The 24,947-nt window shown below is 63.2% G+C and carries 27 protein-coding genes; 20 read left to right on the top strand and 7 right to left on the bottom strand.

All coding sequences use genetic code 11. The features are described from left to right. Positions 1-12: 12 nt before the first annotated feature. The gene (locus ACQ66J_RS11050) at positions 13-939 is read left to right on the top strand and encodes an aspartyl protease family protein (protein ID WP_430431678.1); all 927 of its coding nucleotides are present in this window, start codon (positions 13-15) and stop codon (positions 937-939) included. Positions 940-992: 53 nt separating this feature from the next. On the opposite strand, the gene ACQ66J_RS11045 is transcribed toward ACQ66J_RS11050, so the two are convergent. The 3 genes from ACQ66J_RS11045 to ACQ66J_RS11035 form a co-directional block, all read right to left on the bottom strand. Then, positions 993-2,873, bottom strand: coding sequence for a peptide MFS transporter (locus ACQ66J_RS11045; protein WP_430431677.1), 1,881 nt, complete (start codon positions 2,871-2,873; stop codon positions 993-995). Between the two features lie 414 nt (positions 2,874-3,287). Then, positions 3,288-4,661 (bottom strand): glutamate--cysteine ligase, encoded by a 1,374-nt coding sequence (locus tag ACQ66J_RS11040; RefSeq protein WP_430431676.1) that lies wholly within the window; start codon positions 4,659-4,661, stop codon positions 3,288-3,290. A gap of 119 nt (positions 4,662-4,780) precedes the next feature. Continuing rightward, positions 4,781-5,545, bottom strand: coding sequence for a 16S rRNA (uracil(1498)-N(3))-methyltransferase (locus ACQ66J_RS11035; RefSeq protein ID WP_430431675.1), 765 nt, complete (start codon positions 5,543-5,545; stop codon positions 4,781-4,783). A gap of 105 nt (positions 5,546-5,650) precedes the next feature. On the opposite strand from ACQ66J_RS11035, the gene ACQ66J_RS11030 reads away from it, so the two are divergent. The 5 genes from ACQ66J_RS11030 (at position 5,651) to ACQ66J_RS11010 (ending at position 9,942) form a co-directional block, all read left to right on the top strand. After that, positions 5,651-7,015: an NAD-dependent succinate-semialdehyde dehydrogenase gene (locus ACQ66J_RS11030; RefSeq protein ID WP_430431674.1), complete on the top strand. Its 1,365-nt coding sequence runs from the start codon at positions 5,651-5,653 to the stop codon at positions 7,013-7,015. Between the two features lie 88 nt (positions 7,016-7,103). Beyond that, on the top strand, positions 7,104-8,030 hold the full coding sequence (ubiA, locus tag ACQ66J_RS11025) for a 4-hydroxybenzoate octaprenyltransferase (RefSeq protein WP_430432251.1): 927 nt from the start codon (positions 7,104-7,106) through the stop codon (positions 8,028-8,030). Between the two features lie 88 nt (positions 8,031-8,118). Next, positions 8,119-8,661: a peptide-methionine (R)-S-oxide reductase MsrB gene (gene msrB, locus ACQ66J_RS11020; RefSeq protein WP_375549723.1), complete on the top strand. Its 543-nt coding sequence runs from the start codon at positions 8,119-8,121 to the stop codon at positions 8,659-8,661. Between the two features lie 26 nt (positions 8,662-8,687). Beyond that, on the top strand, positions 8,688-9,269 hold the full coding sequence (locus ACQ66J_RS11015; protein WP_430431673.1) for a beta-class carbonic anhydrase: 582 nt from the start codon (positions 8,688-8,690) through the stop codon (positions 9,267-9,269). Next, positions 9,205-9,942 (top strand): class I SAM-dependent methyltransferase, encoded by a 738-nt coding sequence (locus ACQ66J_RS11010; protein ID WP_430431672.1) that lies wholly within the window; start codon positions 9,205-9,207, stop codon positions 9,940-9,942. Before ACQ66J_RS11015 ends, ACQ66J_RS11010 begins: the two co-directional genes overlap by 65 nt. On the opposite strand, the gene ACQ66J_RS11005 is transcribed toward ACQ66J_RS11010, so the two are convergent. Further along, positions 9,939-10,727: a glucose 1-dehydrogenase gene (locus tag ACQ66J_RS11005; RefSeq protein WP_430431671.1), complete on the bottom strand. Its 789-nt coding sequence runs from the start codon at positions 10,725-10,727 to the stop codon at positions 9,939-9,941. The genes ACQ66J_RS11010 and ACQ66J_RS11005 overlap by 4 nt on opposite strands. A gap of 147 nt (positions 10,728-10,874) precedes the next feature. Here ACQ66J_RS11005 and ACQ66J_RS11000 point away from each other — a divergent pair, with 147 nt between their 5' ends. The 5 genes from ACQ66J_RS11000 (at position 10,875) to ACQ66J_RS10980 (ending at position 15,261) form a co-directional block, all read left to right on the top strand. Continuing rightward, positions 10,875-11,312: a MarR family winged helix-turn-helix transcriptional regulator gene (locus ACQ66J_RS11000; RefSeq protein WP_430431670.1), complete on the top strand. Its 438-nt coding sequence runs from the start codon at positions 10,875-10,877 to the stop codon at positions 11,310-11,312. 88 nt (positions 11,313-11,400) lie between these two features. Continuing rightward, positions 11,401-12,459 (top strand): strictosidine synthase family protein, encoded by a 1,059-nt coding sequence (locus ACQ66J_RS10995; protein WP_430431669.1) that lies wholly within the window; start codon positions 11,401-11,403, stop codon positions 12,457-12,459. 26 nt (positions 12,460-12,485) lie between these two features. Then, the gene (locus tag ACQ66J_RS10990) at positions 12,486-13,262 is read left to right on the top strand and encodes an enoyl-CoA hydratase (RefSeq protein WP_430431668.1); all 777 of its coding nucleotides are present in this window, start codon (positions 12,486-12,488) and stop codon (positions 13,260-13,262) included. A gap of 127 nt (positions 13,263-13,389) precedes the next feature. After that, positions 13,390-13,695, top strand: a complete 306-nt coding sequence (locus ACQ66J_RS10985) for a GNAT family N-acetyltransferase (RefSeq protein WP_430431667.1) — start codon at positions 13,390-13,392, stop codon at positions 13,693-13,695. A 195-nt stretch (positions 13,696-13,890) separates the two neighbouring features. Then, complete coding sequence (locus tag ACQ66J_RS10980) at positions 13,891-15,261, top strand: serine hydrolase domain-containing protein (protein WP_430431666.1); 1,371 nt, start codon at positions 13,891-13,893, stop codon at positions 15,259-15,261. Here ACQ66J_RS10980 and ACQ66J_RS10975 read toward each other — a convergent pair. Further along, positions 15,258-15,512: a hypothetical protein gene (locus ACQ66J_RS10975; RefSeq protein WP_430431665.1), complete on the bottom strand. Its 255-nt coding sequence runs from the start codon at positions 15,510-15,512 to the stop codon at positions 15,258-15,260. The two genes, ACQ66J_RS10980 and ACQ66J_RS10975, sit on opposite strands and share 4 nt — an antisense overlap. Before the next feature lie 145 nt (positions 15,513-15,657). On the opposite strand from ACQ66J_RS10975, the gene ACQ66J_RS10970 reads away from it, so the two are divergent. After that, the gene (locus ACQ66J_RS10970; RefSeq protein WP_430431664.1) at positions 15,658-17,160 is read left to right on the top strand and encodes a UbiD family decarboxylase; all 1,503 of its coding nucleotides are present in this window, start codon (positions 15,658-15,660) and stop codon (positions 17,158-17,160) included. 23 nt (positions 17,161-17,183) lie between these two features. Here the strand turns inward: ACQ66J_RS10970 and ACQ66J_RS10965 are convergent, their stop codons facing one another. Both ACQ66J_RS10965 and ACQ66J_RS10960 read right to left on the bottom strand, forming a co-directional pair. Continuing rightward, positions 17,184-17,852, bottom strand: coding sequence for a DUF4386 family protein (locus ACQ66J_RS10965; RefSeq protein ID WP_430431663.1), 669 nt, complete (start codon positions 17,850-17,852; stop codon positions 17,184-17,186). An 85-nt stretch (positions 17,853-17,937) separates the two neighbouring features. After that, on the bottom strand, positions 17,938-18,612 hold the full coding sequence (locus ACQ66J_RS10960; protein WP_430431662.1) for a DUF2306 domain-containing protein: 675 nt from the start codon (positions 18,610-18,612) through the stop codon (positions 17,938-17,940). 155 nt (positions 18,613-18,767) lie between these two features. Here ACQ66J_RS10960 and ACQ66J_RS10955 point away from each other — a divergent pair, with 155 nt between their 5' ends. The 8 genes from ACQ66J_RS10955 to ACQ66J_RS10920 all read left to right on the top strand — a co-directional run bounded on the left by ACQ66J_RS10955 (position 18,768) and on the right by ACQ66J_RS10920 (position 24,934). Continuing rightward, the gene (locus tag ACQ66J_RS10955) at positions 18,768-19,901 is read left to right on the top strand and encodes a helix-turn-helix domain-containing protein (RefSeq protein WP_430431661.1); all 1,134 of its coding nucleotides are present in this window, start codon (positions 18,768-18,770) and stop codon (positions 19,899-19,901) included. A gap of 65 nt (positions 19,902-19,966) precedes the next feature. Continuing rightward, positions 19,967-20,293 carry a flagellar basal body rod C-terminal domain-containing protein gene (locus ACQ66J_RS10950; protein ID WP_375549735.1) on the top strand — a complete coding sequence of 109 codons (327 nt, stop codon included), beginning with the start codon at positions 19,967-19,969 and terminating at the stop codon, positions 20,291-20,293. A 75-nt stretch (positions 20,294-20,368) separates the two neighbouring features. Continuing rightward, positions 20,369-21,337: a GGDEF domain-containing response regulator gene (locus ACQ66J_RS10945; RefSeq protein WP_430431660.1), complete on the top strand. Its 969-nt coding sequence runs from the start codon at positions 20,369-20,371 to the stop codon at positions 21,335-21,337. A 37-nt stretch (positions 21,338-21,374) separates the two neighbouring features. Further along, a complete protein-coding gene (locus ACQ66J_RS10940; protein WP_430431659.1) occupies positions 21,375-22,040 on the top strand; it encodes a DsbA family oxidoreductase in 666 nt (221 codons plus the stop codon). 24 nt (positions 22,041-22,064) lie between these two features. Further along, the gene (locus ACQ66J_RS10935) at positions 22,065-22,460 is read left to right on the top strand and encodes an MAPEG family protein (protein ID WP_430431658.1); all 396 of its coding nucleotides are present in this window, start codon (positions 22,065-22,067) and stop codon (positions 22,458-22,460) included. Positions 22,461-22,517: 57 nt separating this feature from the next. After that, positions 22,518-23,897 carry a TldD/PmbA family protein gene (locus ACQ66J_RS10930; protein WP_430431657.1) on the top strand — a complete coding sequence of 460 codons (1,380 nt, stop codon included), beginning with the start codon at positions 22,518-22,520 and terminating at the stop codon, positions 23,895-23,897. After that, entirely contained in the window at positions 23,897-24,670 is a 774-nt protein-coding gene (locus ACQ66J_RS10925) for a 3'(2'),5'-bisphosphate nucleotidase CysQ (protein ID WP_430431656.1), read from the top strand. The genes ACQ66J_RS10930 and ACQ66J_RS10925 overlap by 1 nt, the downstream gene beginning before the upstream one ends. Before the next feature lie 21 nt (positions 24,671-24,691). Beyond that, positions 24,692-24,934 carry a DUF4170 domain-containing protein gene (locus tag ACQ66J_RS10920; RefSeq protein WP_107711339.1) on the top strand — a complete coding sequence of 81 codons (243 nt, stop codon included), beginning with the start codon at positions 24,692-24,694 and terminating at the stop codon, positions 24,932-24,934. Positions 24,935-24,947 lie beyond the last annotated feature (13 nt).

Genomic DNA, 24,947 nt, shown 5'->3' with positions numbered 1-24,947 from the left:
GAGGAGATCGTCATGAACCGCGTCATAGAGGCGTTCACAGCTGCGGCGCTGTCCTTGGGACTCGCCGCCAGCGCCTGCGCTCAACCCAGTGTGATTGAGCTGGAACGCACCCCGTCTGGCTATTTCGTCGCGCCCGTCTTTATCGGGCCTGACGGGCCCTACCCGTTCGCGCCCGACACTGGAGCCAGTCACACCGCCATCGCCCAGACCCTGGCTGAAGCCCATGGCTTCATCAGCACACGTGAGCGACTGGACGCGGTTCAGACGCTGACGGCGGAGGTTCAGGCCGAACGCCATGTCCTGGTCGATCTGCGTCTGGGGTCCTTGCCTCTGGGTGTGATCGACACCGTGGTCACCCCCACTTCTCCCGAGATTCAGCTGGAGCTGTTCGGCCTTCTGGGCAGCAACGCCTTTACAGGCCGCGCCATCACACTGGACTATCCACGGGCGCGGATGGAGGTGGACGCCTCCCCGCCCCGCCATGCGGATGCGCGGATTGATCCGGTGCGCCAGGTGCTTGTCGGCGCGGCGCAAGCGCGCAGGGTCGACGGTGATATTGCTGTGCTGATCGACACAGGCTCCCCCATCACGCTCGTCAACCCGGCGCTGGCGCGTCAGCTCAAGCAGAGAAGACCGCTCAGCATCGTGAATGTCGGCAGCGTGTCGCGTATTCCTGAAACCGTGGAAACAGAAGACAGGGTCGTGCTCAGCCGGTTCCGCATGGGCGGCGTTTGTCTGCACAGCATGGCGGTGAGCGAAGCGGATCTGGACGTGTTCCACGCCATGGGCTGGGATGACCAACCCGCCATGATCGTCGGACTCGACCTGTTGCAAAGCACCAGCCTGACCATCGATTTCGAGACAGGCCGGGCGCAGATCGATCCGGGCCCCGAACGCTGGCGCTGCCGCGGCGGGCGGCGCGCCCAGCTGAGCCATTAAAAAAGCCCCGGAGCCAGGCTCCGGGGCTTTTCTCTTGGCGCAAGGTCTTGCGCTTACAGCAGGTCGCGAGCGTCCTGATCCGGGCCGGCGGCTTCCGCCTTGGCGCTGATCTGGTCTTCCGCACGGCCATGGCCGAGGCCCTTCAGCCAGAAGCTGAGCACGCCGAACACAACGCCGAGGATGATCGCGAACAGACCGATCGAACCGAACACGGAGGCGTAGCCGTTGAGCGCCCGTTCAGGATCAAGCACCTGGCCCGCCACGGTGTCGGTGGCGGTGAAGGTGGCGATGATCCCCGCCACATATTGCGCAAAGGCCGAGGACAGGAACCAGCCCGCCATCATGGTGGAGACGACCGCCGCCGGGCTGAGCTTGGTGATGGCCGACAGGCCCACAGGGCTCAGGCACAGCTCGCCGGTGGTGTGCAGCAGATACGCGCCGGCGAGGAAGATCAGCGGCACGCGATAATCATCGCCTGCGAACTGTACGCCCCAGACCAGCACCATGAAGCCCAGCCCCACCTGAACCAGCGCGAGGCCGAATTTCAGCGGCGTATTGGGGTTCTTCTGCAGCTTGGCGAGGAACGCCCAAAGAGCTGCAAAAGCCGGTGCGAACAGCAAGATGAAGCCGGCGTTGAAGGACTGCACCTGGCTGGCGGTGATCGAGGCCGAGCCCACCGACAGATCGGTGTTGCGCGCCGCGAACAGGTTCATGGACGAGCCCGCTTGCTCAAAGAGCGCCCAGAACACGACCGACACCAGAATCAGGATCAGCGCCAGGATCAAGCGTTCCGCCTCAACCCGGGTGCAATTCTTGACCATGTAGACGCCCATATAACCCAGGAAGCCCAGGCCGCCGATCAGCAGGAAGAGCGCCAGCAAATCCTGTTCGCCCATGCCCGGCAGGGTGAAACGCACGGTGTGCGCCTGAACCATGAACCAGACCACCACCACGGTGACCAGACCGACGCCATAGAGCAGCCATTCGGTGTTGAGCGGGCCCAGCGCCTTGGCCTTGAGTTTTTCAAGGCTCGGCGGATTGCCCACATGGTCAATGAGGTTCTTGCCCGGCAGGAAGAACAAGGCGCGGCCGCGCACGAACACGATGAAGCCCAGCGCCATGCCGATCCCGGCCAGGCCGAAGCCGGCCCACCAGCCCACGGTCTCGCCCAGAAGGCCGCACAGAATGGCCGCCCAGAACGAGCCCAGATTGATGCCGTAATAGTAAAGCGTGAACCCGCCATCGCGCCGCGGATCATTCTCTTCATAGAGCTGGCCGACGATGGAGGAGATGTTGGCCTTCAAGAAGCCCACGCCCACAATGATCAGCGCCAGCGCGAAGTAGAAGATGTTCAGGAAGGTGCGATCCCGCTCCGCTTCCAGAATTTCAAACTCGCCCTGGGGCAGAACCGCCGGGATCGACGCCGAGGCCGGCAGATCCGCGATCAGGAAATCGCCCTCGCCATTGGCGGAGAATTGATAGAGCGCGCCATCAACCTCCAGCCCGACGTCGCGCAGGGAGCCGCGGCCTTCGGCCACCAGCTCGTATTGCTGGCCCTGATAGCTCAGCTGTTGGGTCGCAGGCTCGCCTTCAATGCCCATGGTGGCGTGACCGGCCACCAGAAGCAGCGCGCCAAAGGCAATGGCTTTGCGATTGCCCAGATACCGGTCGGCCAGATACCCGCCCAGAAGCGGCAGCAGATACACAAGCGCGGTATAGGCGCCGTACTGAGCGCTGGCGAGGCTGTCGTTAAACAGGAAATGCTGAGTGAGATAGAAGATCAGCAGGCCGCGCATCCCGTAATAGGAAAACCGCTCCCACATCTCGGCGAAGAAGAGAATGTGCAGGCCTTTGGGATGCTTGCGCATCTCTAAAAAGACCGGAATGGCGGTGGCGATCGTGATCACGATCCCCGCCAGAACGACAATATTCATGTGCTGAGGTCCTCCCCATCACGGCCCGACGCCCCTCATGCGTCTGTCAATTCAAGGGCCGCGATCAACTTCATGAAGAAAATACTACCGCGCAAAACACCACGCGCGCCGCGGAGTCGCAAGGGCCTTGCGGCAGTGGGGGTATTCACTGAGGTGGGGGCCTAGAAACGCGCAACCCTCACTACCCTGCCTCTTTCCCGGCGAAGGCCGGGATCTGCTGACAGCGTCTCAGCGATCAGAACAGAGCGAGTCCGCCATATCCCGGATCGCTGCGCGTTCGGGATGACAGAGAGCGGATGAAGCTGAATTCCCGGGCGAGCATGGCGAGACCCGGGACCTCTCTCCGCATAAAGCGCCCTATCCTGGTCGAGCCCCCGGCTCTGCGCTGCGCTTGGCCGGGGTTTCAACAAAGAGTTAGTACGCCGCCTCTTTGAAGATCGGCTCGACGCTTTCGCCCCAGGCGCCGTGATAGCGCTCCAAAAGGCGTTCGGCGGGGCTGATCCCGGTCTTGGCGATTTCGTCGAGATCATCGAGGAACAGCGCTTCGTTCTCGCCATGGGCGTTCAGGCGCTGGCGCGCTTTCAGGCCCGCGCGGGAGATGGCGAGCGCTTGCGTCGCGATCTCTTGCAGGGTGGTGTTGCGGAACGGGGTTTTGAGCGCCGTTTTCGCCGCGCCCAGGCGCATGGCGTCACGTTCTTCCGCGGTCCAGTCTTTGACCAGATCCCAGGCCGCATCGAGCGCGCTCTGATCATAGAGCAAACCCACCCAGAAGGCCGGCAGGGCGCACAAGCGGTTCCACGGGCCGCCATCGGCGCCGCGCTGCTCGAGGAAGGTTTTCAGACGCACTTCGGGAAACAATGTCGAGAGATGATCTTCCCAGTCTGACAAGACCGGCAGTTCGCCGGGCAGGATCGGCAGCTCGCCTTTCAGGAAATCGCGGAAGCTCAGGCCCGACGCGTCCTCATAAACCGAGTTGCGCTTGACGAAATACATCGGCGCATCGAGCGCCCAGTCCACATACTGCTCATAGCCGAAGCCCTCTTCGAAGGCGAAGGGGAGCATGCCGGTGCGGTTATTGTCGGTGTCGGTCCACACATGGGCGCGATAGCTCAGAAAGCCGTTGGGCTTGCCGTCGCCGAAGGGCGAATTGGCGAACAATGCGGTGGCGATGGGCTGCAGCGCCAGCGAGACGCGCATCTTCTTGACCATGTCGATTTCAGAGCTGAAATCGAGATTGGTCTGCACCGTGCAGGAGCGAAACATCATCTGATGGCCCAGCGTGCCCACTTTGGGCATGTAGGCTTTCATGATGTTATAGCGGTCCTTGGGCATCATCGGGGTCTCTTCAAGAGACCATTTCGGCGAAAAGCCGAGCCCCAGGAACCCCGCGCCGACCTCGTCAGCCACCTCGCGCACTTCGCGCAAATGCCCGTTCACCTCGCGGCAGGTCTCGTGCAGGGTTTCCACCGGCGCACCCGACAACTCGAACTGCCCGCCGGGCTCGAGAGTGATCGAGCCGCCATCGCGCTTGAGCGCCACCGGCTTGCCGTTCTCCTCGACCGCCTCCCAGCCAAAGCGCGTCAGGCCTTCGAGCAGCTTGCGCACGCTGGGGCCGTCGCTCTCATAGGGCAGCGGGGCATGGTCTTTCAGCGCGAAGCCGAACTTTTCATGCTCGGTGCCGATGCGCCATTGACCTTCAGGCTTTTCACCCGCGGCGATATGGCCGATCAGCTGGGATTTGGTCTCGATCGGGGGGCCTTCGCCGCCTGCGTTATAGGTGCCGCTCATGGGTGGTGGTCTCCCCGCCAAGGCAAATCAGTGTGCCGCACAGTTAGGGGGCCGATCTCCCTACGGCAAGCAGGGAAACAGGTTTTCGGTCACAAGCGTGTGAGGGCGCAGGCGCGAAATCACCAATCCCCAAGGCAGGATTGCCAGACTGACAAGGCCGCTGCGACGGCGGTGTCGGCGCGCAGAATACGCGGCCCCAGGCTGACCGGCAGGACGCAGGGTTGCGCGTGCAACAGCGTGCGTTCTTCGACGGAAAATCCGCCTTCAGGCCCCGTCACCAGCGCCCATTTGCCGCCGCGCTCTCGCCCGGATAACGCCTGGTGAATGGGCAGAGCCCGGCCATGCTCGCCGCCCCAGGGCTCGGTCTGGCTGTCGCCGCTTTCATCAGCGAACATCAAGGTGCGGTCCGGCTCCCACTCCTTGAGCATCTGGGTCAGGCTCACCGGCTCTGAAATCTGCGGGATGTCCAGACGCTCGGTCTGCTCGGCGGCTTCGCGCGCCAGCGCCTGCAGCCGGTCGGTGCGCACCCGGTCTGACTGGGTGCGTTGAGTGATCACCGGCGTGATCGCGGACACGCCCAGCTCGGTCGCTTTCTCGACGATGAAATCGGTGCGCGCCTTTTTCACCGGAGCGAAGAACAGCGCCATGTCCGGCGTCGCACACTGGCTGCGGCGCTGTTGAACGATCTGAAGGCTGGCGCGTTTTCTGTCAGCGCGCGCCACTTCAGCGCGCCACTCGCCGTCGCGGCCATTGAACAGCCGCACGCCATCGCCTGGCTTGCGGCGCATGACATTGACCAGATAGTGCGCCTGGTCCCGATCAAGATCCAGCACAGCGCCATCAGTCAGCGGCGCATCAATAAAAAGACGCGGTTCGACACTCATGAATTGCGTTCTAGCGGCCCGTCGCCCACGTTCAAGCTCTGTGTTGCGCCTGATACGCACACCTACGATCCGCACCTGAAACCGCCCCGGCCAAAGGAGCCCGTCATGAAGTCCATCAATCCCTATACCGGCGACACTGTGTTTGAAGCGCAGTCCCATGGGCACGCGGCGATCGAGGCGGCCCTGACCCGCGCTGTGCATGCCGTGCAAAAGCTCAAGGCCATGGGGATGGACGCCAGGCTCGACGCGCTACGCCGGGCCGCGGACATTCTGGACGATCAGCGCGACGACATCGCCGAGCTGATGACGCGCGAAATGGGCAAGCCAATCAAGCAGGCCCGCGCGGAGGTGGAGAAATGCGCCTGGGTGTGCCGCTATTACGCCGATGAAGCGCCGGACATGCTCAAGCCCGATCCGATCGAAGCGCCCGAAAAAGGCGCGTGCAGCCTTCACCACCTGCCCATCGGGCCGGTCTTCGCCGTGATGCCGTGGAATTTTCCGTTCTGGCAGGTCTTCCGCTTCGCCGCCCCCAATCTCGCCGTCGGCAATCCCGGGCTTCTCAAGCACGCCTCCGCCGTGCCGGGCAGTGCGTTGAAGATCGCACATGTTTTGTCCAAGGCCGGCTTTCCCGAAGGCGCGTTCCAGACGCTCCTGATCGGGTCGGACAAGACTGAGACCATCATCACCGATGATCGCATTCGCGGCGTCACCCTGACCGGCTCTGAAGGCGCGGGCTCGGCGGTGGCGTCTCTGGCGGGCAAGGCGATCAAGCCGTCGGTGATGGAGCTTGGCGGCTCTGACGCCTTCATCGTCATGCCCAGCGCCGACCTTGATAAAGCGGTGGAGTCCGCCGTCACCGCCCGCACCCAGAACAATGGCCAGTCCTGCATCGCGGCCAAGCGCTTCATCATCCACCAGGACATCTACGAGGCGTTCACCGCCAAGTTCGTGCAATCCATGAAGGCGCTCAAAATCGGCGATCCAATGGACGACAGCACCGATATCGGGCCGCTATCCAGCGCGGACGCCGCCGATGAGGTGTATGATCTGGTCCGTCAGACGATTGATGGCGGCGCACGCGTGCTGTTCGCGCCCGAGCGCAAGGACCGCGCCTTTCTCACGCCCGGCGTTCTGGCGGACATTCCGCGCGGCACGCCCGGACATGATGCTGAAATTTTCGCGCCGGTGGCCCTGATGTTCAAAGCCGAGGACGTGGATCACGCCATCGCCATCGCCAACAACCACCCCTATGGCCTCGGCTCGTCATTCTGGTCGAAAGACAAGAACGAGATCGAAACCGCCTGCACCGACCTGGAGGCGGGCTCCACCTATGTGAACCAGATGGTGGCGTCTGATCCGCGACTGCCTTTCGGCGGGGTGAAAAAGTCCGGCTATGGCCGTGAGCTGGCGCGCGACGGGCTGCTCGCCTTCACCAACCCCAAGACCATCGCCATCACCGGGCTCGACTAGAGAGCCCGCGCGGGGCGGGTGGAAAATCTGCCCGCCTTGCGACCCTCAGGCTCTTTCGAACCGGCGCGCGGCGCGCTATCGATGCATGATGACCATCGCCCCTGATCGCCGCGTCGCTGATTCCGTGCCTGCCTCCTGGGTGGACCGCGCCCCCTCAGCCCTGCGCCCGTATTTGCGGCTGGCGCGCTATGACCGGCCCGTGGGCTTCTGGCTCTTGGCGATCCCGTGCTGGCAAGGTCTGGCGCTGGCGAGCGTTCAGGCGGGGCTCGATTGGATGGACCTGTACTGGGCGATCCTGTTTGGCGTGGGCGCGATCGCCATGCGCGGGGCCGGCTGCACCTATAACGACATCATCGACCGCGATATCGACGCGCAAGTCGCCCGCACGGCGGACCGTCCGCTGGCGGCGGGCACGGTCAGCCTGAAACAGGCCTGGGCGTTTCTGATCGCGCAATGCGGGGTGGGCCTTCTGGTGCTGATCCAGCTGCCCCTCTCCGCGATTCTGACCGGGCTTGGCGCACTGGCGCTGGTGGCGGGCTATCCCTTCATGAAGCGCATCACCTGGTGGCCGCAAGCCTGGCTGGGCCTGACCTTCAACTGGGGAGTCCTGGTGGCGGGCGCCGCCGCGCTCGGGACGCCCTTTGCGCCGGAAATCCTGCTTCTCTACGCGGCGAACCTGTTCTGGACGCTGGGCTATGACACGATCTACGCCTGTCAGGATATGGAGGACGACGCCATGGTGGGGGTGAAATCCTCCGCCCGCGCGCTTGGCGGCCAGATCAGCCTGGGCGTTTTAGTGTTTTATCTCATGGCGGCGGCGCTGGCCGCGCTTGCGGGGCTGGTCGCGGGCGCCGGGCTGATGTTTGCGCCGGCCTTCGCGGTCTTCGCCGCGCATCTGCTGCTTCAAACCCGCAAACTTGATCCGACCGACGGGCGCGAATGCCTGCGCCGGTTCAAGGCGAACCAGATCACCGGCTTGTTGCTAGCGGGCGCGTTCTTGCTGGGCGCTCTGTAAGCGAGCACGCTGGCTTCACCAGCATGTGACTGGTCATGACGCGCTCTGAGCTTAACTGTGAAGGGTGACGCCAAGAGGAGGCCTTCTCATGACCACGCTCAGCCGCCGCCTGTTTCTCGCCACCGGCCTTGCCGCATTCGCCAGCCCCGCGTTCGGGCAGAGCGATCAGGACGGGCTGGACGTTGCGCTGTTTGATCACCCCGGCATCACGCCCTGGGGCGAGGCCGAGATTGATTTCATGAGCCTGACGCGCGATCAGTGGCGCGAGCGCCTGAATGGCGAGCAATTCCGCGTCTTGCGCCAGGAAGGCACCGAACGCGCCGGGACCAGCCCGCTCAATCGCGAGCATCGCGACGGCATCTTCGTCTGCGCGGGCTGCGCCCTGCCGCTCTTCTCGTCCGAGACCAAGTATGAAAGCGGCACGGGCTGGCCCAGCTTCTGGGCGCCGATCCGCGGCGCGGTCGCCACCAAGGCCGATTATCGTCTGTGGACGCCGCGCACCGAGTATCATTGCGCCCGCTGCGAAGGCCATCAGGGCCATGTGTTTGACGACGGCCCGCGCCCGACGCGCCAGCGCTGGTGCAATAACGGCGTCGCCCTCAATTTCGTGCCGCGCCCGGATAACGCCTGACCTGTTGTTCCTGAAAGGATCTGACGATGAGCAATGACAATTACGCCCATGCGACGCGCGCCAACGCCGACTACGCCGCAGGCTTTGATCGCGGCGGCAAGCCCATCCCGCCCGCCAAGCAGGCGGCGATCCTGACCTGCATGGATGCGCGCATCATTCCCACAGAAGCCCTGGGCTATGAGCTGGGCGACGTGCATGTGATCCGAAACGCCGGCGGCCGCGCCAGCGACGATGCGATCCGCTCGCTGGTCATTTCCCACAAACTGCTGGGCACGAAAGAGTTCTTCGTGATCCACCACACTGATTGCGGTATGGCCTTGTTTGATCAAGAGACCATGGAGCGTCTTCTGGCTTCCAGCCTGAACACCGCAACGCCCGGCCCGGACGGCTGGAGCGATCCGGGCGGATCAGACGGCTCTGACGCCGGCAAGGATGTGGACTGGCTGACCTTCAAGGACGCCGCCGACGCCGTCACCGAGGATGTGGAACGCGTGCGCGAGCACCCGCTGGTGCCGGGGCGCATTCCGATTTACGGCTTCATGTATGATGTCGACACCGGAAAACTCACCGAAATCGAAGCCGCCAGCGCCATCGGCAAACCCCGCTGAGACTCTGACGCCCGAACAGGTTCTGACCGCGCATTGCCGCATCGCAAGCGCGCCGCTGACGCCGGAACTGCGCTTTCACCTCGCCGATCCGGCGAGCGATCTGTGGCGGGAAGAGGAAGACGTGCTGGTCGCCAAAGGTCTGCCCGCGCCCTTCTGGGCGTTCGCCTGGGGCGGCGGGCAGGCGCTGGCGCGGCTGGTGATGGAGCAGCCCGATCTGGTGCGCGACAAGCGCGTGCTCGATTTCGCCTGCGGCTGCGGTATCGCGGGCATTGCAGCGGCGAAGGCGGGCGCGGACCTTGTCACCGGGACCGAGATCGACCCTTTCGCCGTTCACGCCGCCCGCGCCAACGCCCGGCTCAATGACGCAGACATGCAGGTGCTGCACGCAGACCTCGTAGGCTGTGACGATGGCTGGGATTTGGTTCTGGCGGGCGATGTGTTTTACGAGACCGAAGCGGGCGCCGCGATTACGGACTGGCTTGAACGCCTGCATGACCGCGGCGCGACCGTGTTGATCGGCGATCCGGGCCGCGCCTATCTGCCCAAGGACAAGCTGAGCGTCATGGCCCGGTTCGAGGCGCCCAAAGCGGGCGATCTGGAAGACCAGGATGTGGGCGCGGCGCGGGTCTGGCGCTTTCACGCCGAGCCCCGCGGCCTGCCCGAGTTGGACTAACGCAGATTGGCGTAGCCGCCATCGAGCGCGATGATCTGCCCCGTCACATAATCAGACGCGGGAGACGCCAGAAACGCCGATAGGCCGATCATGTCGTCCGGCGCGCCGATGCGGCCCAGCGGGATATGCGCCGAGACCGCGTCGCGGCCTTCGGGATTGCCCAGGGCGAACGCGGTCATCTTGCTCTCAAACGGGCCCGGCGCGATGGCGTTCACGGTGATCTTGTCACGCGCCAGGCGCCGCGCCATCACCTTGGTCAGATGGTGCACCGCCGCCTTGCTGGCCGGATAGGCATAGGTGTCTTCCATCATCGGCACGGCGAGGCCTTCGATGGAGCCGATATTGATGATCCGGCCCCGGCCCGCCGCTTTTGACGCCGCCTGAAGCTGGGGCAGCAAAGCCTGGGTCAGGAAGAAGATGGATTTGACGTTCAGATCCATCACCCGGTCCCAGCCGTCTTCTGGAAACTCTTCCAGCGCCGCGCCCCAGGTCGCCCCGGCGTTGTTGACCAGGATGTCGATGGCGCCGGTTTGCTCAGACAGCCATTTCGCGAAGGCCTGCCCGCCTTCATTCGTCGACAGATCAGAGGGGATGGCGTGAACCTCGCCGAACGCCGAGAGCCGCTCCTGCGCAGCTTTCACCGCGTCGGGCTTACGCGAGGTGATGAACACCCGCGCGCCTTGCTGGAGCAGGCCGGTGGCGATCATCTCGCCAATGCCGCGCGTGCCGCCGGTGACGACGGCGGTCTTGCCGGTGAGGTCAAAGAGTTGGGTGACGGACGTCATGATCGCGCTCCTTCATTCAATAAGCGCTTAAGCAAGCAGCTAAGACGGGCGGAGGGAAGAGGGGTTCGCTTTATTTTTCAGGCTCTGCCCCGGTTCAGCAGCGGGGAAAGTCTTTCACACCCGAATGAATCGCGACATGAAACAGGCATGGCTCGCGTTCGCGCCGTTGACCGGCGACTCTTTTTGCTGATCGAAATCGCCGCCCGGCGCCTGAGCCGGGAAGCGGATGCGCGACTGCGCGCCGAAGCCAATGTCACCGCTAGCCAGTCCGCCGTCCTGTTTTTGCTGCTACGCCGCGGCGAACGACGCCTGGGCTCGATCGGCGACATGCTGGCGCTCGGCGCGCCGGCGGTGACGGGCCTTATCAACCGGATGGAGACCGCCGGTCTGGTGATGAAACGCAAGGATACGAGCGACCGGCGCGGCGCCCTGGTGGATTTGACCGAAGCGGGCCGCCGCGCCGCTGAGCGCGCCGACCAGGTGCTGCGCGGGTTCAACGCCGAGCTCGATGAGAAATTGGGCGAGCCTGACGCCGCCGTGGTCTATGACGCCCTGACCCGGCTGGCGATGGATCGCGACGAATAATCAAACCGCCCGCGTTCAATTTCTGGACGCCGTTCACGCTGCGGCGTAGCCTTCCTTCACAGAAAAGAAGAGTTGGGGAGGACGGGTCATGGTTCGATTGATTGTGGGGGTGCTGGGCGTCGTCCTGGTGCTGGGCCTGGTGCGCATCGGCTATGTGGTCACCCGCGCGAGCGGGACGCTGAGCCATCCTGAATACACCGACAACGCCGCCTGTACGCCGGTCGAGATCGCGCCCGGCACTGAAGACGTGACCTATGATGCGGTGAGCGGGCTGGCTTTCGTGTCCGCCGCCGAGCGCCGCTCCGGTGAGATGCATCCGCGAAATGGCATTTATGTGTTTGACCCTGACGACGCCGACAGCGTCCGGCTGGTCTCGATTGATGCGCCGGCGGATTTTCGCCCTCACGGCATCAGCCTGTGGCGTGGTCAGAGTGAAAGCGGCGAGCCCCTCGCCCGTCTGTTTGTGATCAGCCACCCCTATAGCGGCCATCAGGTGCTGATCTATGACGTGGCCGAGGATGGCGCGCTGTCGCATCTTCAGACCGTGAGCTATGACGCCCTGCGCTCGCCCAATGACATTGTCGGGGTCGGGCCAGACCAGTTCTACGCCACCAATGACGTCTATTTCGGCGACACGCCGATGGGCTATCTCGAAGCGTTCCTGGGCCTGCCTCTGGGCTCGATCAGCTATTATGACGGCCAGGAGGGCCGCATCGTCGCCGAGGGCCTGGCCTACGCCAACGGGATCAACATCAACGCCGACGGTTCCGAGCTTTACGCCTCGGGCTTTATCGGGCGCACGCTGCATGTCTTTGACCGGGATGCAGACACAGCCGAGCTGACGCGCACGGCACGGCATCCGGTTCCGCTGGGCCTTGATAATATCGAGATCGGTTCAGACGGCGCGCTCTATATCGCAGGGAATGTCAGCGTGTTTGAGTTCCTGGCGCACCAGTCAGACCCTGAAGCCCGCGCGCCGGCCCAGGCCGTCCGGGTTAACCCGCAAACGGGGGACTGGACGACGGTGTTCGCCGATCCCGGCGAGGCGATCGATTCCCCCTCCGTGGCGACGCGTGTCGGCGATCAGCTCTTGCTGGGCGCAGTGTTTGATTCCCACGTCCTCGTCTGCCCCTATGGAGCCAATTAATGCCTAAAGAGTCCAAGGATGGCGTAATGACTGACCTGATCTGTGTAAGCGACGCGAACGGCGTACGCACCCTGCGCTTTGATCGCGCTGACAAGAAGAACGCCATTACCCGCGCCATGTATTCGGCGATGGCGGAGGGCCTTGAAGAGGCCAATACCCGGTCTGACATCCGCGTCGTGGTCATCGCCGGCGGCGAAGGCTGTTTCTCCGCCGGCAACGACCTGATGGATTTCATGGAGGCCCCGCCCCATATCGGCGGCGGCGAAACCCCGCCCGTCGAGCGTTTCATGATGGCGCTGATGATGTGCGAGAAGCCGGTAATCGCGGCGGTGGACGGGCTAGCGGTCGGCATCGGCACGACGCTTCTTCTGCACTGTGATCTGGTCTACGCCACCGAGCGGGCGCTGTTCACGACGCCCTTTGTCAATCTGGCGCTGGCGCCGGAATACGGTTCCTCCCAGATCTTGCCGGGCATTGTCGGCCGGGCCGTGGCCAGCGAGATGCTGCTTCTGGGCGCGAAATGGGATGCGAAGAAAGCCGAAGCGAAAAACCTGATCAACGCGGTTCTGCCGGCCGAAGGCTTTGACGCGGCGGTCGAAGAGATCGCACAGCAGATCACCCAGCTGGCGCCGGGCGCGGTGAAAACCGCCAAAATGCTGATCAATCTGCCGCCCGAAGACATCAAGGACCGCATCGTGCGCGAAGGCGGCCTGTTCGCCGAGCAATTGCGCACCGATGAGTTCAAGGAAGCCGTGACGGCCTTCATGGAGCGCCGGACGCCGGACTTCTCAAAGTTCGGATAGGCGTTAGATTCAGACCGCCCCTGGCGGTCTGACCTCTCATCTGGAAATCCATAGTTTCAAAATTCGACGCAGACGCGCGCCGGCCTGCTGCTTAAGTTGAACCGAGCAAGCAATGCCGGAGGACGTCATGACCGATTTCACGATTACCGAAGAGCGTTCGCAAACCAAGGGTCGCTATGTGGCGACGGCTGACGGCAAACCCGAGGCCGAGCTGACCTATTCGATCGCCAATGACCATATGATCATCATTGATCATACCGGCGTGCCCGATGAGTGGCGCGGCATGGGCGTGGGAAAAGCGCTGGTTCAGCGCGCAGTCGAGGACGCCCGCGAGCGCGGCGTTCAAATCATTCCGCTCTGCCCGTTCGCCAAAGCCCAGATCAACAAGACCCCGGACTGGCACGACGTGCTTGAGCCCAAAACAAAATCCTGAAAACGCATAGAAAAACGGGCGGACCAGAGGTCCGCCCGATCAAGTCTGTGCTCACAGGGGAGATTATGAGTTCAACCTAGCCCGCGAGTTGTTTAAATTTGGTTAGTGAGCTTTTTCACTGAATATATTTTCTCACAAGCTGCTTGACCCTGCCCCTAAGCGCGCGGACCCTCAGAAAAAAGGGGAGGATTTTCAATGCGCCGTCTTATTTGGGTGATCGCGCTGATCGCCGCACTTGTGGTCGGCGGCTGGCTCTATGTCAGCCAGTCCAGCTGGGGCCGGATCTATTTGCCGTCCGGCGCCGGACTCACCGCCAAACAGGCCTGTTCGCTGACCTTTGTCTCCGGCCTGGATCCGGAACGCGCCAAGACGGTGTATGTCGATCCTTTGCTGGGCCCCGCGCAATCGGTCATCAGCCTGGATGTCGACACCGAGGCGCGCACCGCAACGAGCGCCATCCTTGGGCTGTTCTATCGACAGACCGCCGTTTTCCGCGACGGGCTTGGCTGCACCCTGGTGCATGACCCCAACCAGTTTGACGCCGGTCTGACCGTGCCCATGCCGCCTCCCTCGACAGTGATGGAGGTCGATACAGCCTGGCGAGACGCGCATTTTGATGCGGACGCGCTGAACGCGGCCATGGACGCCGCATTCACCAATGATGGCCGCAATACGCTCGCCACGCTGGTGCTGCACGACGGGCGGCTGGTGGCGGAACGCTATGCCGAGGGCGTGGATGCGCGCAGCCCGCTTCTGGGCTGGTCCATGACCAAATCCACCGCCGTGACGTTTGCGGGCGTGCTGGTGGAGCGCGGCTTGATCGACATGCGGGCCGAAGGCTTGTCGCCGGAGCTTAACGCCGTGGGCCGGCCGGACATCACGCTGGACGACATGCTGCGCATGACGGGAGGGCTGGACGGGTTCGAGCTGAATAACGGCCATGACCCCAACTCGGAAATGCTGATGACCCAGGCCGACATGGCCGCCTACGCCGCCTCGCGCAACAAGCTGCACGAGCCAGGCGAGGAATGGAGCTATCAAAGCGTGAACACCATTCTGGCGGGCGCCGCGATGGAAGAGTTCATGGGCGACACGCTCCCTGACCGGATCAGCACCCTGCGCGCCTGGCTGTTTGAGCCCTTGGGTATGAATTCAGTGGTGTTCGAACCCGATCAGTCCGGCACGCTGCAATGGTCGAGCTATATGTACGCCACCGCCCAGGACTGGGCGCGATTGGGCCAGCTCTATCTCGACAATGGCCGCGTGGGCGACACCCAGATCATCCCGCCCAACTGGCTGACCTATGTGGGAACCCCTACGGTTGACTGGTACGGCTCAGGCTTCTGGCTCAACATTGAGGGATTGCCTGCCGACACGGTCGCCATGCAGGGCTTTCAGGATCAGCGCGGCTATGTCATTCCGTCTGAAAATCTGGTCGTACTGCGCATGGGCGCCACCTTGGGCATGGAGAGCGGCGCGCCGGAATTCGGGGCGGCCGTCATCGCCGCCAAACGCGATACTCCGGTTCAGGACGTCCTCACTGACGGCCAGCAGGCTGACGGCTAGTCCACGTCTGTGCGTTGCAGGATACGGTCGAACGGGTGCGGGGTCACCCGTTCGGCCTTGCTCATGAAATCATTGAACATGGGGTGACGCCCGCGCCAGCCGCGCACCGTTTTGCGCGCCCTATCTGAATTGGACAAAATCAATGCGGCGCCCATCGCGATCAGCACCAGCCCGAACGGCAAAGGCGTCCAGAACAGCGGCACGCCCAGCGCGATCAGCAGAAAACCCAGTGTTTGATATACGAACCTCATGCATCACAAATGCGCAGGGCGGCATTTGGTTGCAAGGGTGTTAACAGCGCTGACCTGAGTCCAGATTGACACGGGCAACGCAGCTCCGCGCTTGGCCCGCCTGCCGCGCAGGCCTAGTTTGCACTCCATCTGACAGGAGGGCCGGATGGCGTATAAATCTCTGCGCGACTTCATCGCTTTGCTGGAAGCGGAGGGCGAGCTCAAGCGCGTCGCCCGCCCGGTCTCCACCCATCTGGAAATGACCGAGATTCAGACCCGGCTGCTGAAAACCGGCGGTCCGGCGGTCCTGTTTGAAAACCCGGTGCATAAAGACGGCCGGCCGAGCGAAATGCCGGCGCTGGCCAACCTGTTCGGCACGGTGGGCCGCGTCGCCCGCGCGGTGACGCTGGGCGGCGAGCCACGCAAGACGGCGTCCGATCTGCGTGAAGTGGGCGAGCTTTTGGCCTTTCTGCGTCAGCCCGAGCCGCCGCGCGGCCTTAAGGATGCGCTCGGCATGCTGCCTTTGGCCAAAACCGTGATGAGCATGCGCCCCGCCAATGTGCGCAAGGCGCCCTGCCAGGAAATCGTGCTGCAAGGCGATGACATTGATCTCGACCGTCTGCCCATTCAGGGCTGCTGGCCGGGCGAGCCCGACCCGCTAATCACCTGGCCGCTTGTCGTGACGAAAGGCCCGTCCGAAGACAAGCAGGACGACTTCAACTTAGGCATCTACCGAATGCAGAAGCTGGGCAAGGACCGCGCGATCATGCGCTGGCTCAAGCATCGCGGCGGCGCCCAGCATTTTCAGCGCTGGAAAAATGAAAAGCCCGAACCCCTGCCCGTGGCCTGCGTTCTGGGCGCCGATCCCGGCACCATTCTCGCCGCCGTCACGCCCGTCCCGGATACGCTGAGCGAATACCAGTTTGCGGGCCTGCTGCGCGGCCAGAAGGCCGAGCTGGTGGACTGCAAGACCGTGCCGTTGAAAGTCCCCGCCGAGGCTGAGATCGTGCTCGAAGGCCATGTGATGCTCGACGAGTACGAGGATGAAGGCCCCTACGGCGATCACACCGGCTATTACAACTCGGTCGAAAAATTCCCCGTCTTCAAGATCAGCGCCATCACCATGCGCAAGGACCCGATCTATCTGACCACATTCACAGGCCGTCCGCCCGATGAGCCGTCCGTGCTGGGTGAAGCGCTCAACGAGGTGTTCATCCCGCTGGTGCGCCAGCAATTCCCCGAGATCGTCGATTTCTGGCTGCCGCCCGAAGGCTGCAGCTATCGCATCGCCGTCATCTCGATGAAGAAGGCGTATTCCGGCCACGCCAAGCGGGTGATGATGGGCGCCTGGTCCTATCTGCGCCAGTTCATGTACACCAAATGGGTGATCGTGGTGGATGACGACATCAATGCGCGCGACTGGAAGGATGTGATGTGGGCGATCTCCACCCGCATGGACCCGGTGCGCGACATCACCCCGATCGAGAACACGCCCATCGACTATCTCGACTTCGCCTCCCCGGTGTCAGGGCTGGGGTCCAAGATCGGCCTCGACGCCACCAATAAATGGCCCGGCGAGACCAATCGTGAATGGGGCGAAAAGCTCTATATGGAGCAAGACGTCATCGACCGCGTCGACGCCATGTGGAGCGAGCTGGGGCTGGACTAAGACCCAGCGCCCGGCACAACGGCTTAGGCCGTCGCCGGTTTCGGTTTCATGACCAGCAAGGCCACGCCCACCACAAAGAACCACGCAATAAAGCCGAGCCCGAAAATCATCGTCGCGACCGAGGCCAAGACGGGCAGGGTTGAGGCTAAGCCCGCGCCGCCCACCACCAGCCCCAGCAGATTGACCGGCATGGGGAGGGTCCGGGACTGAAACCCGGCCAGGCTCAGCAGAACGATCCACATCCCGCCGGTGATCTCATTCCCGCCGCCCAGTCCGGCCGCCACCACGACCGTGCTCCGCCACAAGGATGCGGCGGCATCCATATCGGTTTCGGCGAGCTGGACGATCTGGCTGGTGGCCACATTGGTCAACATGCCCGTGGCCAGGATCAATCCCGCCCAGATCAGTCCGAACGCCGTCGCGGTCTGCACCAATCCATTCGGAGCCGCTTTCACCCGTTGATGCACGGCGATGACCAACACCACCATGAGCACGGCGTTGAGCACATAGATCACCAGATTCCAGGCTGACATCAGAGCCGCATTTTCAACCAGGAACCCCACATGCTGCTCCGCAGGCACGGACAGGCTGCCATATTGAACCGGCCCCAATATGCTGAAATAGACCCAGAACCCGATCACATAGGTCAGGCCCGCCGCGATTGCGGCCACTCCACCGAGACGTTGAAACATCCGTCTTCCTTTCCTTCAAAACTCAGTTTGAAATCGGTCTAGCCCGTTGAGACTTTCCGTGTGTGTCCGCGTGACGGCGTGGACATCAGCGCTGCATTCCACCGGCTGCGAGCCGGACTTTCACCCCGAAGACCACGGTCCAACCGATCACGGTCAGAACCGGGACAGACAGAACAAGCGGAGTGCGAAGCGCTTCGGGCAGCACGTGGTTATTGCCAAAGAAAAAGATTCCTGTGGCCAGGAAGAAGGCGAAACCCATCCGCCAGAGATGACGACTGAGCCAGCTCACGCGCTGCGGCGCCGTGTTCCGGGCATAAAACAGATCCAGCACGAACAGCCCGAAACTCACCCCCGCAAGCAAGTAGAAGGCTGCCGGGGGGAGGTCATTGAGCCTTCCCTCAGGGGAAGACGCGGCAATCAGCCCGCCCGACACAGCCCCCAGACACAGCCCGCCTGAAACAAGGCCAGACCATCGCGCCAGAACGATTGAGAGCCAGGCCTGTCGCCGGGCCGCAGCCCAACTGGTCAAGACGGCATGTCCCGCTATGCCTGACAGAAACACCGTGAACAGAATGTCTCGCGCCAGACTGAGCCAGAGACCGCTGAGCGCCAGGGCCAGCATGGCGATCACAAATATGGACCCCGAGGCGCGGTGCCAGACCTGCCCCTTGCGAGATGACAAGGCCGCCAGTCCAGCCAGCACCGCCACGCACCCCACTGCAAAATGGGCGATCCCCAAAAGATCAGGCTCAGTCATCATCCCGCACTTCCATGACGTGTCCGCGCGAACGCCGCGCACATGTGTCATCGGCATAGGAGGCGAGACGGCCAAATGTCGTCCGCGCGTGAGGGCGAGGACACAATCGGGCAGGGATAGAGATTGAACGGGACAATGCGCTGAACTAGACCCAAGCCATGCAAACTGACGCCCTGCTCGTGATCTCTTCCATACTGGTCGGCATTTCCCTGACCGGCGTTGTCATGACCTTGCGCGGGTCTGCACCGGCGCCCGGTCGCCATACGCTGATCGTCGTGTTCGGATTGTTTCTGGGTTTGGCCGGACTGCCGCTGATCGCGCGGTTCGCCAGACCCATGTATGATCTGTACCTGCCCGCGCTTTTGCCCTGTCTCATGCTCTTGCCGGCCTGTCTTTTCCAGTATGTCACAGAGCGGATTGACGCCATCGGCCACAGGCCCTGGCGGCGTCGGCATCTGGGGCTCCCGTTCCTCGGCGTGATTGTCATGATCGGCTACTGGGCCCTGCCCAAGCCGGTCCGGCGAACCCTGCTGATCGAAGGCGATCTGCCAGAGGGCTGGTTCCCGGCCCTGCTCGCGCTGACAACCTTTGCGCTCATTCTGATCTGGGCCGTGACGTCCCTGATTTACCTGGCCGTGATCGTGAAACACCTGTCGCGCTACAGAGCCCGGCTCAAAGCCCTCTATTCCAATACCGAAGCGTACGAGCTGCGCTGGATGGATGGGTTCATCCTCATGCTCGTCATCGGCTGGGGCCTCTCAGGCCTCTCAGTCATCAGTGACAATCTGGGTCCTGGTTTGATCGTGCCGGCTGAAGGGGTTGTTCTCACTCTTGGCCTGGCCGTGCTGATGCTTGTGGTCTTCGCCACCAGACAAATGCCTGTTCAAGACATCCCGCCTAAACTTCCCCCCGAGCCGGACAAGTACGCTCGCTCGGCGTTATCGTCCGAACGCACGGAACACATCGCCCGCAAGCTCGAAACGGCCATGCGAGCCGAGGCGCTCTATCTGGATCCCACGCTGTCGCTCCAAAAACTGGCCAAGCATGTGGCCGCACCCCACAATCATGTCTCCCAAACCCTGAACGGGCATCTGGGTACGACATTTTTTGATTATGTGGCGCGATGGCGCGTTCAAGCGGCCCAGCCCTTATTGCTGGCCAAAGAAGCCTCGGTCCTGACCATCGCCCTCGATGTCGGCTTCAATTCACGCTCCACCTTCTACAAGGCGTTCAAACGTGAAACCGGGCTGACCCCTAAAGACTATCAGAAACAGAACGCGCCAACGGCTTAACCCCACGGTAACTCACATTACCAGTTCCGCGTGCAATTTCCGGATGTTGGGCGCATGCTCCGGTCATGAACTCGGTTTTCTCATCCGGCGTACAAGCCTTCCAAGCCGCCACAGCGCGGCTGGATGCTGCGGCAGGCATGGTCAATCGCGTTCGCCCATCGACCATCCCTGCCGCGCTGACCCAAAGCGCTTCAGCTCCTAACGCGCCTGCCGGGCGATCCGACGCCCCCCCACCACCCGCCGGACCCGGCGGGCGCGTTTCTTCTTTTGACGATGACTATGTCACCGCCATGGTCGATATGATCAAAGCGGAACACCAGGCTTCCGCCGCCGTCTCCGTCATTCGCACGGCCGATGAGATGATCGGTAAGTTGCTGGACGCCAAAGCGTAAATCAGCCAACTCTTCCTGCCAAAAATACACCGATGTTCAGGAAGCCGTTAAGGCTTTACGCCTAGTTTGCCGAGCATGGCTGTGTCAGAATCCATCCCCGCTGCGGGCATCTCACCCGACGTGTCGGCGCCCGTCCTGGATGCGGGCGAAGATCGGCTGCATATTCATATCTGCGAAGCCAGCCGGGTGCAGCGCGCCATTTTGTGCCGCATGCTGGGCGAAGCCGGCTTTGAGACCAGCGCGTCCGGTCATGCCGAAGACAGCCTCAAACAGCTTAGCGACACCCCGCCCGACATCTTCATGACGGCGATCGAGCTGCCGGATTTCTCAGGACTTGAGAGCTGCTGGCTGGTCAAGGCCAATCCCGAGACCGAGCACATACACACCATGGTGCTGACCGCGTCAGGCCAGGAGGACAAGCTCGCTGAGTCGCTCGATTCCGGCGCGGACGATTATCTGACCAAACCGCTCGACCCCAACGAGTTGAAAGCCCGCCTGCGCGCTGCATCGCGAATCGTGCGCCTGACCCAGCGCATGCGTACGGAAGCGGAGACGGATGCGCTGACCGGGGCCTATAATCGCCGGGTCTTCATGCGCACGCTCGAGCGCGAACACAAAAAAGCGCTCGACCAGGCGCTGCCGTTCAGCGTCGCCATGGTCGATCTCGATTTCTTCAAGAAGATCAACGACACCCATGGTCATGCCAGCGGCGACCGGGTGTTGATCGAAACCGTGCGCCAGCTCAAAGCCCTGCTACGCCCGCCCGCCATGCTGGGTCGGCTGGGCGGCGAGGAGTTCGCGGTCGTCTTGCCCGGTCAGGATGAGCAGCAAGCGCGCCAGACATGCGAAACCCTGCGCGAGACCGTTCAGGCCATGCATGTGGAAAACGATGTGGGACAGCACATCGCCGTCACCGCCTCTCTGGGGCTCGCGGTTCTGAACCCGGGTGATCTCAACTCGACCGGCGAGCACATGCTCGCGCGCGCTGACGGCGGCCTTTACGACGCCAAGGAAGGCGGCCGCAATCAAGTGTGCATGGCTTGATCTTTTCGAGCTGACGCGAACGCTCTAGGGTCCGGCCATGACCCAAGTTTCTGTTGATATCGTCTCTGACATTGTGTGCCCGTGGTGCTGGCTGGGCCTGCGCTATTGGGATCAAGCCCGCGCTCTGGTTCCCGAGATCCAGACAGAAACCCTGTATCGTCCATTCCAGCTCGATGGCGCGATCCCGCCCGGCGGCGTCGCCTATAAGGACTATATGACAAAGAAGTTCGGCGACGGTCCGGACGACCGCTTCAAGATGATGCGCGAGCATCTCGAACAGGCCGGCCCCGCCGCCGGGATCACTTTCCGCTTTTCCGGCATTCCCGTGCGCCCCAACACGCTGAACGCCCATCGCGTCATCCGCTGGGCGCAGGGCCAGGATCTGGGCGAAGCCGCCTCCGAGCGTCTGCACAAGGCGTTTTTTGAAGACCATCTTGATATTGGCGATCTGGCGGTTCTCACTCAGCTGGCGGGCGAGATCGGGCTGGACGCCGACATCGTCGCCTCGCTGCTGCCATCAGACCAGGACCGCCAGGCGGTTCTGGACGAGGAGCAGTTCTACCGGCGGCTAGGCGTTCAAGGCGTGCCGTGCTTTATTTTCAACGGACAGTTCGCAGTCTCCGGCGCTGAAGCGCCCGAAGTGCTGGCGGACGCGATCCGGCAGGCCGCCAGCCTGCCGCAGGACGATGACGACGCCGGATGACCGGCGCGCCTCAGGGGGAACTCCATGACCGCAATTCAAGTCGCCAGCCTTTATGTTGGCCTCAACTTACTGATTTTGCTGATTCTCGGGGCCAATGTGGTCCGATATCGGCTCAGCACCAAGACCAGCCTCGGCATGGGCGAAAACCCGGCGCTTGAACGCGCCTGCCGCGCCCATGCCAATGGCGCGGAATGGACGCCGGGGGTGCTGATCGCTCTGGTGGTGATGGCGCTGATCGGCGCGCCGATCATGGCCCTTCACGCCATTGGCGTGACGCTGACCGTTGCGCGCGGCATTCATGGCTGGGGCGTCGCCACCCAGGATGGACCCAATATCGGCCGCTTCCTGGGCGCCCTGTTGACCATGACCATTTATGCGGTTCTGGCGGTCGGTCTGATCCTTCATGCGGTCACCGGCTGAACCCTTAGCCGTTCTGACGCGTTGCGCTCGGGGCCGTGTTGACGTTATGGGATCGGTATGACCGATCAAAACGCCAGCGTCGGCCTGGGCGCGCCCGACACCCGTTCGCTTCTGTCTCTGGCTCATGAGCTGGTCGACCGCGCCAAGGCGGCCGGCGCCCAGGACGCGGAAGCCCTGCTCTCTGAATCACGCGCCATCGAGGCGGGCGTGCGAGAAGGCAAGCTTGAAACCGTCGAACGCAGCGAGACCCGCGATGCGGGCCTGCGCGTTCTGATCGGCAAGCGTCAGGCGGGCGTCGCCTTCTCTGACCTCTCAGAAGCAGGGATGAGCCTCGCCGTCGAACGCGCGGTGGCCATGGCCAAGGCCGCGCCCGAAGATCCCTATTGCGGTCTGGTCGAGCCTGAAAAACTGGCGCGCACCCTACCCGACATCGCCACCTATGAAGCGTCGGACTTCACCCCCGACCAGCTCGAAGCCGCGGCGCTGGAGATGGAAGCGGCGGCTCTGGGCGTCAAAGGCGTGGCGATGACGTCAGGCTGCGGCGCCAGCGCCGGCGTCGGCGGCTCGGCCTTCGTCACCTCCACCGGTTTTGAGCGCGCCCGTCTGGGCTCGCGTTGCGGGCTGGGCGTCGCCGCTATCGCCAGAAATGCGTCTGGCGCGATGGAGCGCGATTACGACACCCACGCCGCCCGCCGCCGCTCGGACCTCAAAACCGCGCAGGAGATCGGCCTTAGCGCCGGCGAGCGCGCGGCCAGCCGCGTGGGCGCGGAAAAACTCGCCACGGGCAAGATGGCGGTGGTTTTTGACAAACGCGTCTCCACCACTTTCATCTCCTCGCTTCTGGGCGCGATCTCCGGCCCGGCCATTGCGCGCGGCACATCCTTCCTGCGCGACAAGATGGGCGAGCGCCTGTTCAGCGACGGCGTCGACGTGATCGAAGATCCGCTGCGCGACTGGAGCTTCGGCGCCCGCGCGGTGGACGCCGAAGGCATCGCCTGCACACCGCGCGCGCTCATCGAAGACGGCGTGCTGACCACCTGGCTTCTGAACGCGTCGAGCGCGCGCCAGCTGGGGCTGGAGTTGACGGGTCACGCCTCGCGCAATCTCGGCGGCGCGCCGGGCGTCGGGTCCTCCAACGTGCATCTGAGCCCGGGCGAGCTGGACCGTGACGGCCTGATCGAAGCCGCCGGAACCGGCGTTCTGGTCAGCGAAATGTTCGGCCCGTCGCTGAACGCCAATACCGGCGACTGGTCCGTCGGCGTGGCGGGTTACGCCATCGAGAACGGCAAACTGGCCGGTCCCGTCAGCGAGATCACCGTGGCGGGCAATCTGCTGGATATCTTCGCACGCCTCGTCCCCGGTTCGGATCTGGAGTTTGACAGCTCCATCAACGCCCCCAGCGTTCTGGTGGATGCGCTGTCCATCGGCGGGCGCTGATGAGCGATGCGCGCGCTGATCGGGACTTGCTGGTCGATGCCGCGCGCGCGGCAGGGAAACTCGTGCTTGCGTTCAGGGCGCGCGGCATGCGCGATTGGGAAAAGCTGCCCGGCGACCCGGTCAGCGAGGCGGACCTCGCCTCTGACGCGCTGCTTCAGGAGCGGCTCAAAGCGGCCCGCCCTGAGTATGGCTGGTTGTCGGAAGAGACCGTGGATGATCAGTCCCGGCTGACCGCCAAGCGCAGTTTTCTCATTGATCCGATCGACGGCACCCGCGCCTTTTTGAAGAACAAGCCCGAATTCGTCATCTCTTGCGCCGTGGTGGAAGACGGCCGCCCGGTCGCCGCCGCCATCTATGACCCCAGCGCGGACGCCATGTATGACGCGGCTTTAGGGCATGGCGCGCGCAAGGATGGCGCGCCGCTGACCATCAGCACGCATGATCAGATCACCGGCGCGCGGCTGATCGGCGATCCCGGACGGCTGGCGGATTTGCGCGCGCTCGGCGCCGAAGCGCATACGGTCAATTCCGCCGCCTTGCGCCTGTGCCGTCTGGCCGAGGGCAAGGCGGATGCCGTGGTGGCGGTCAGGCCCAAATGGGACTGGGATCTGGCGGCGGGGCATTTACTGGTGGAGGAGTCAGGCGGCGTCTTCACTTCGTCGAAAGGCGAGCCGGTGTATTATAACAGGACAAGCGCTGTTCAGGACCCGCCGCTGGCGGCTGGTCCGGTGCTGCATGCCTTGCTATTAGAGCGCCTGACGCAGACCCCATAACGTCCTTTCGGGAGACTCCCCATGACCGAAACGTCTGAACAACAATTGCTTCACCTGGTGATCGGCGGCGAGCTGAAAGATATCGGCCCCTGCGCGCCCGAATTCAAAGACCTCACCCAGGTCGATTTCGTCGGCGCCTATCCCAATTACGATGCTGCCCGTGAAGCGTGGAAATCCGCCGCCCAGCGCACCGTGGACAATGCGCATATGCGCTATTTCGTGATCCACGCGCACAAGATGCTGGATCCGTCCAAAAAGGACTAAGCGCCCTGTCTGC

The organism is Oceanicaulis sp., assembly GCF_965284345.1.
Classification (GTDB): Bacteria; Pseudomonadota; Alphaproteobacteria; order Caulobacterales; family Maricaulaceae; genus Oceanicaulis; species Oceanicaulis alexandrii_A.
This window is presented reverse-complemented; position numbering and strand designations above follow the sequence as displayed.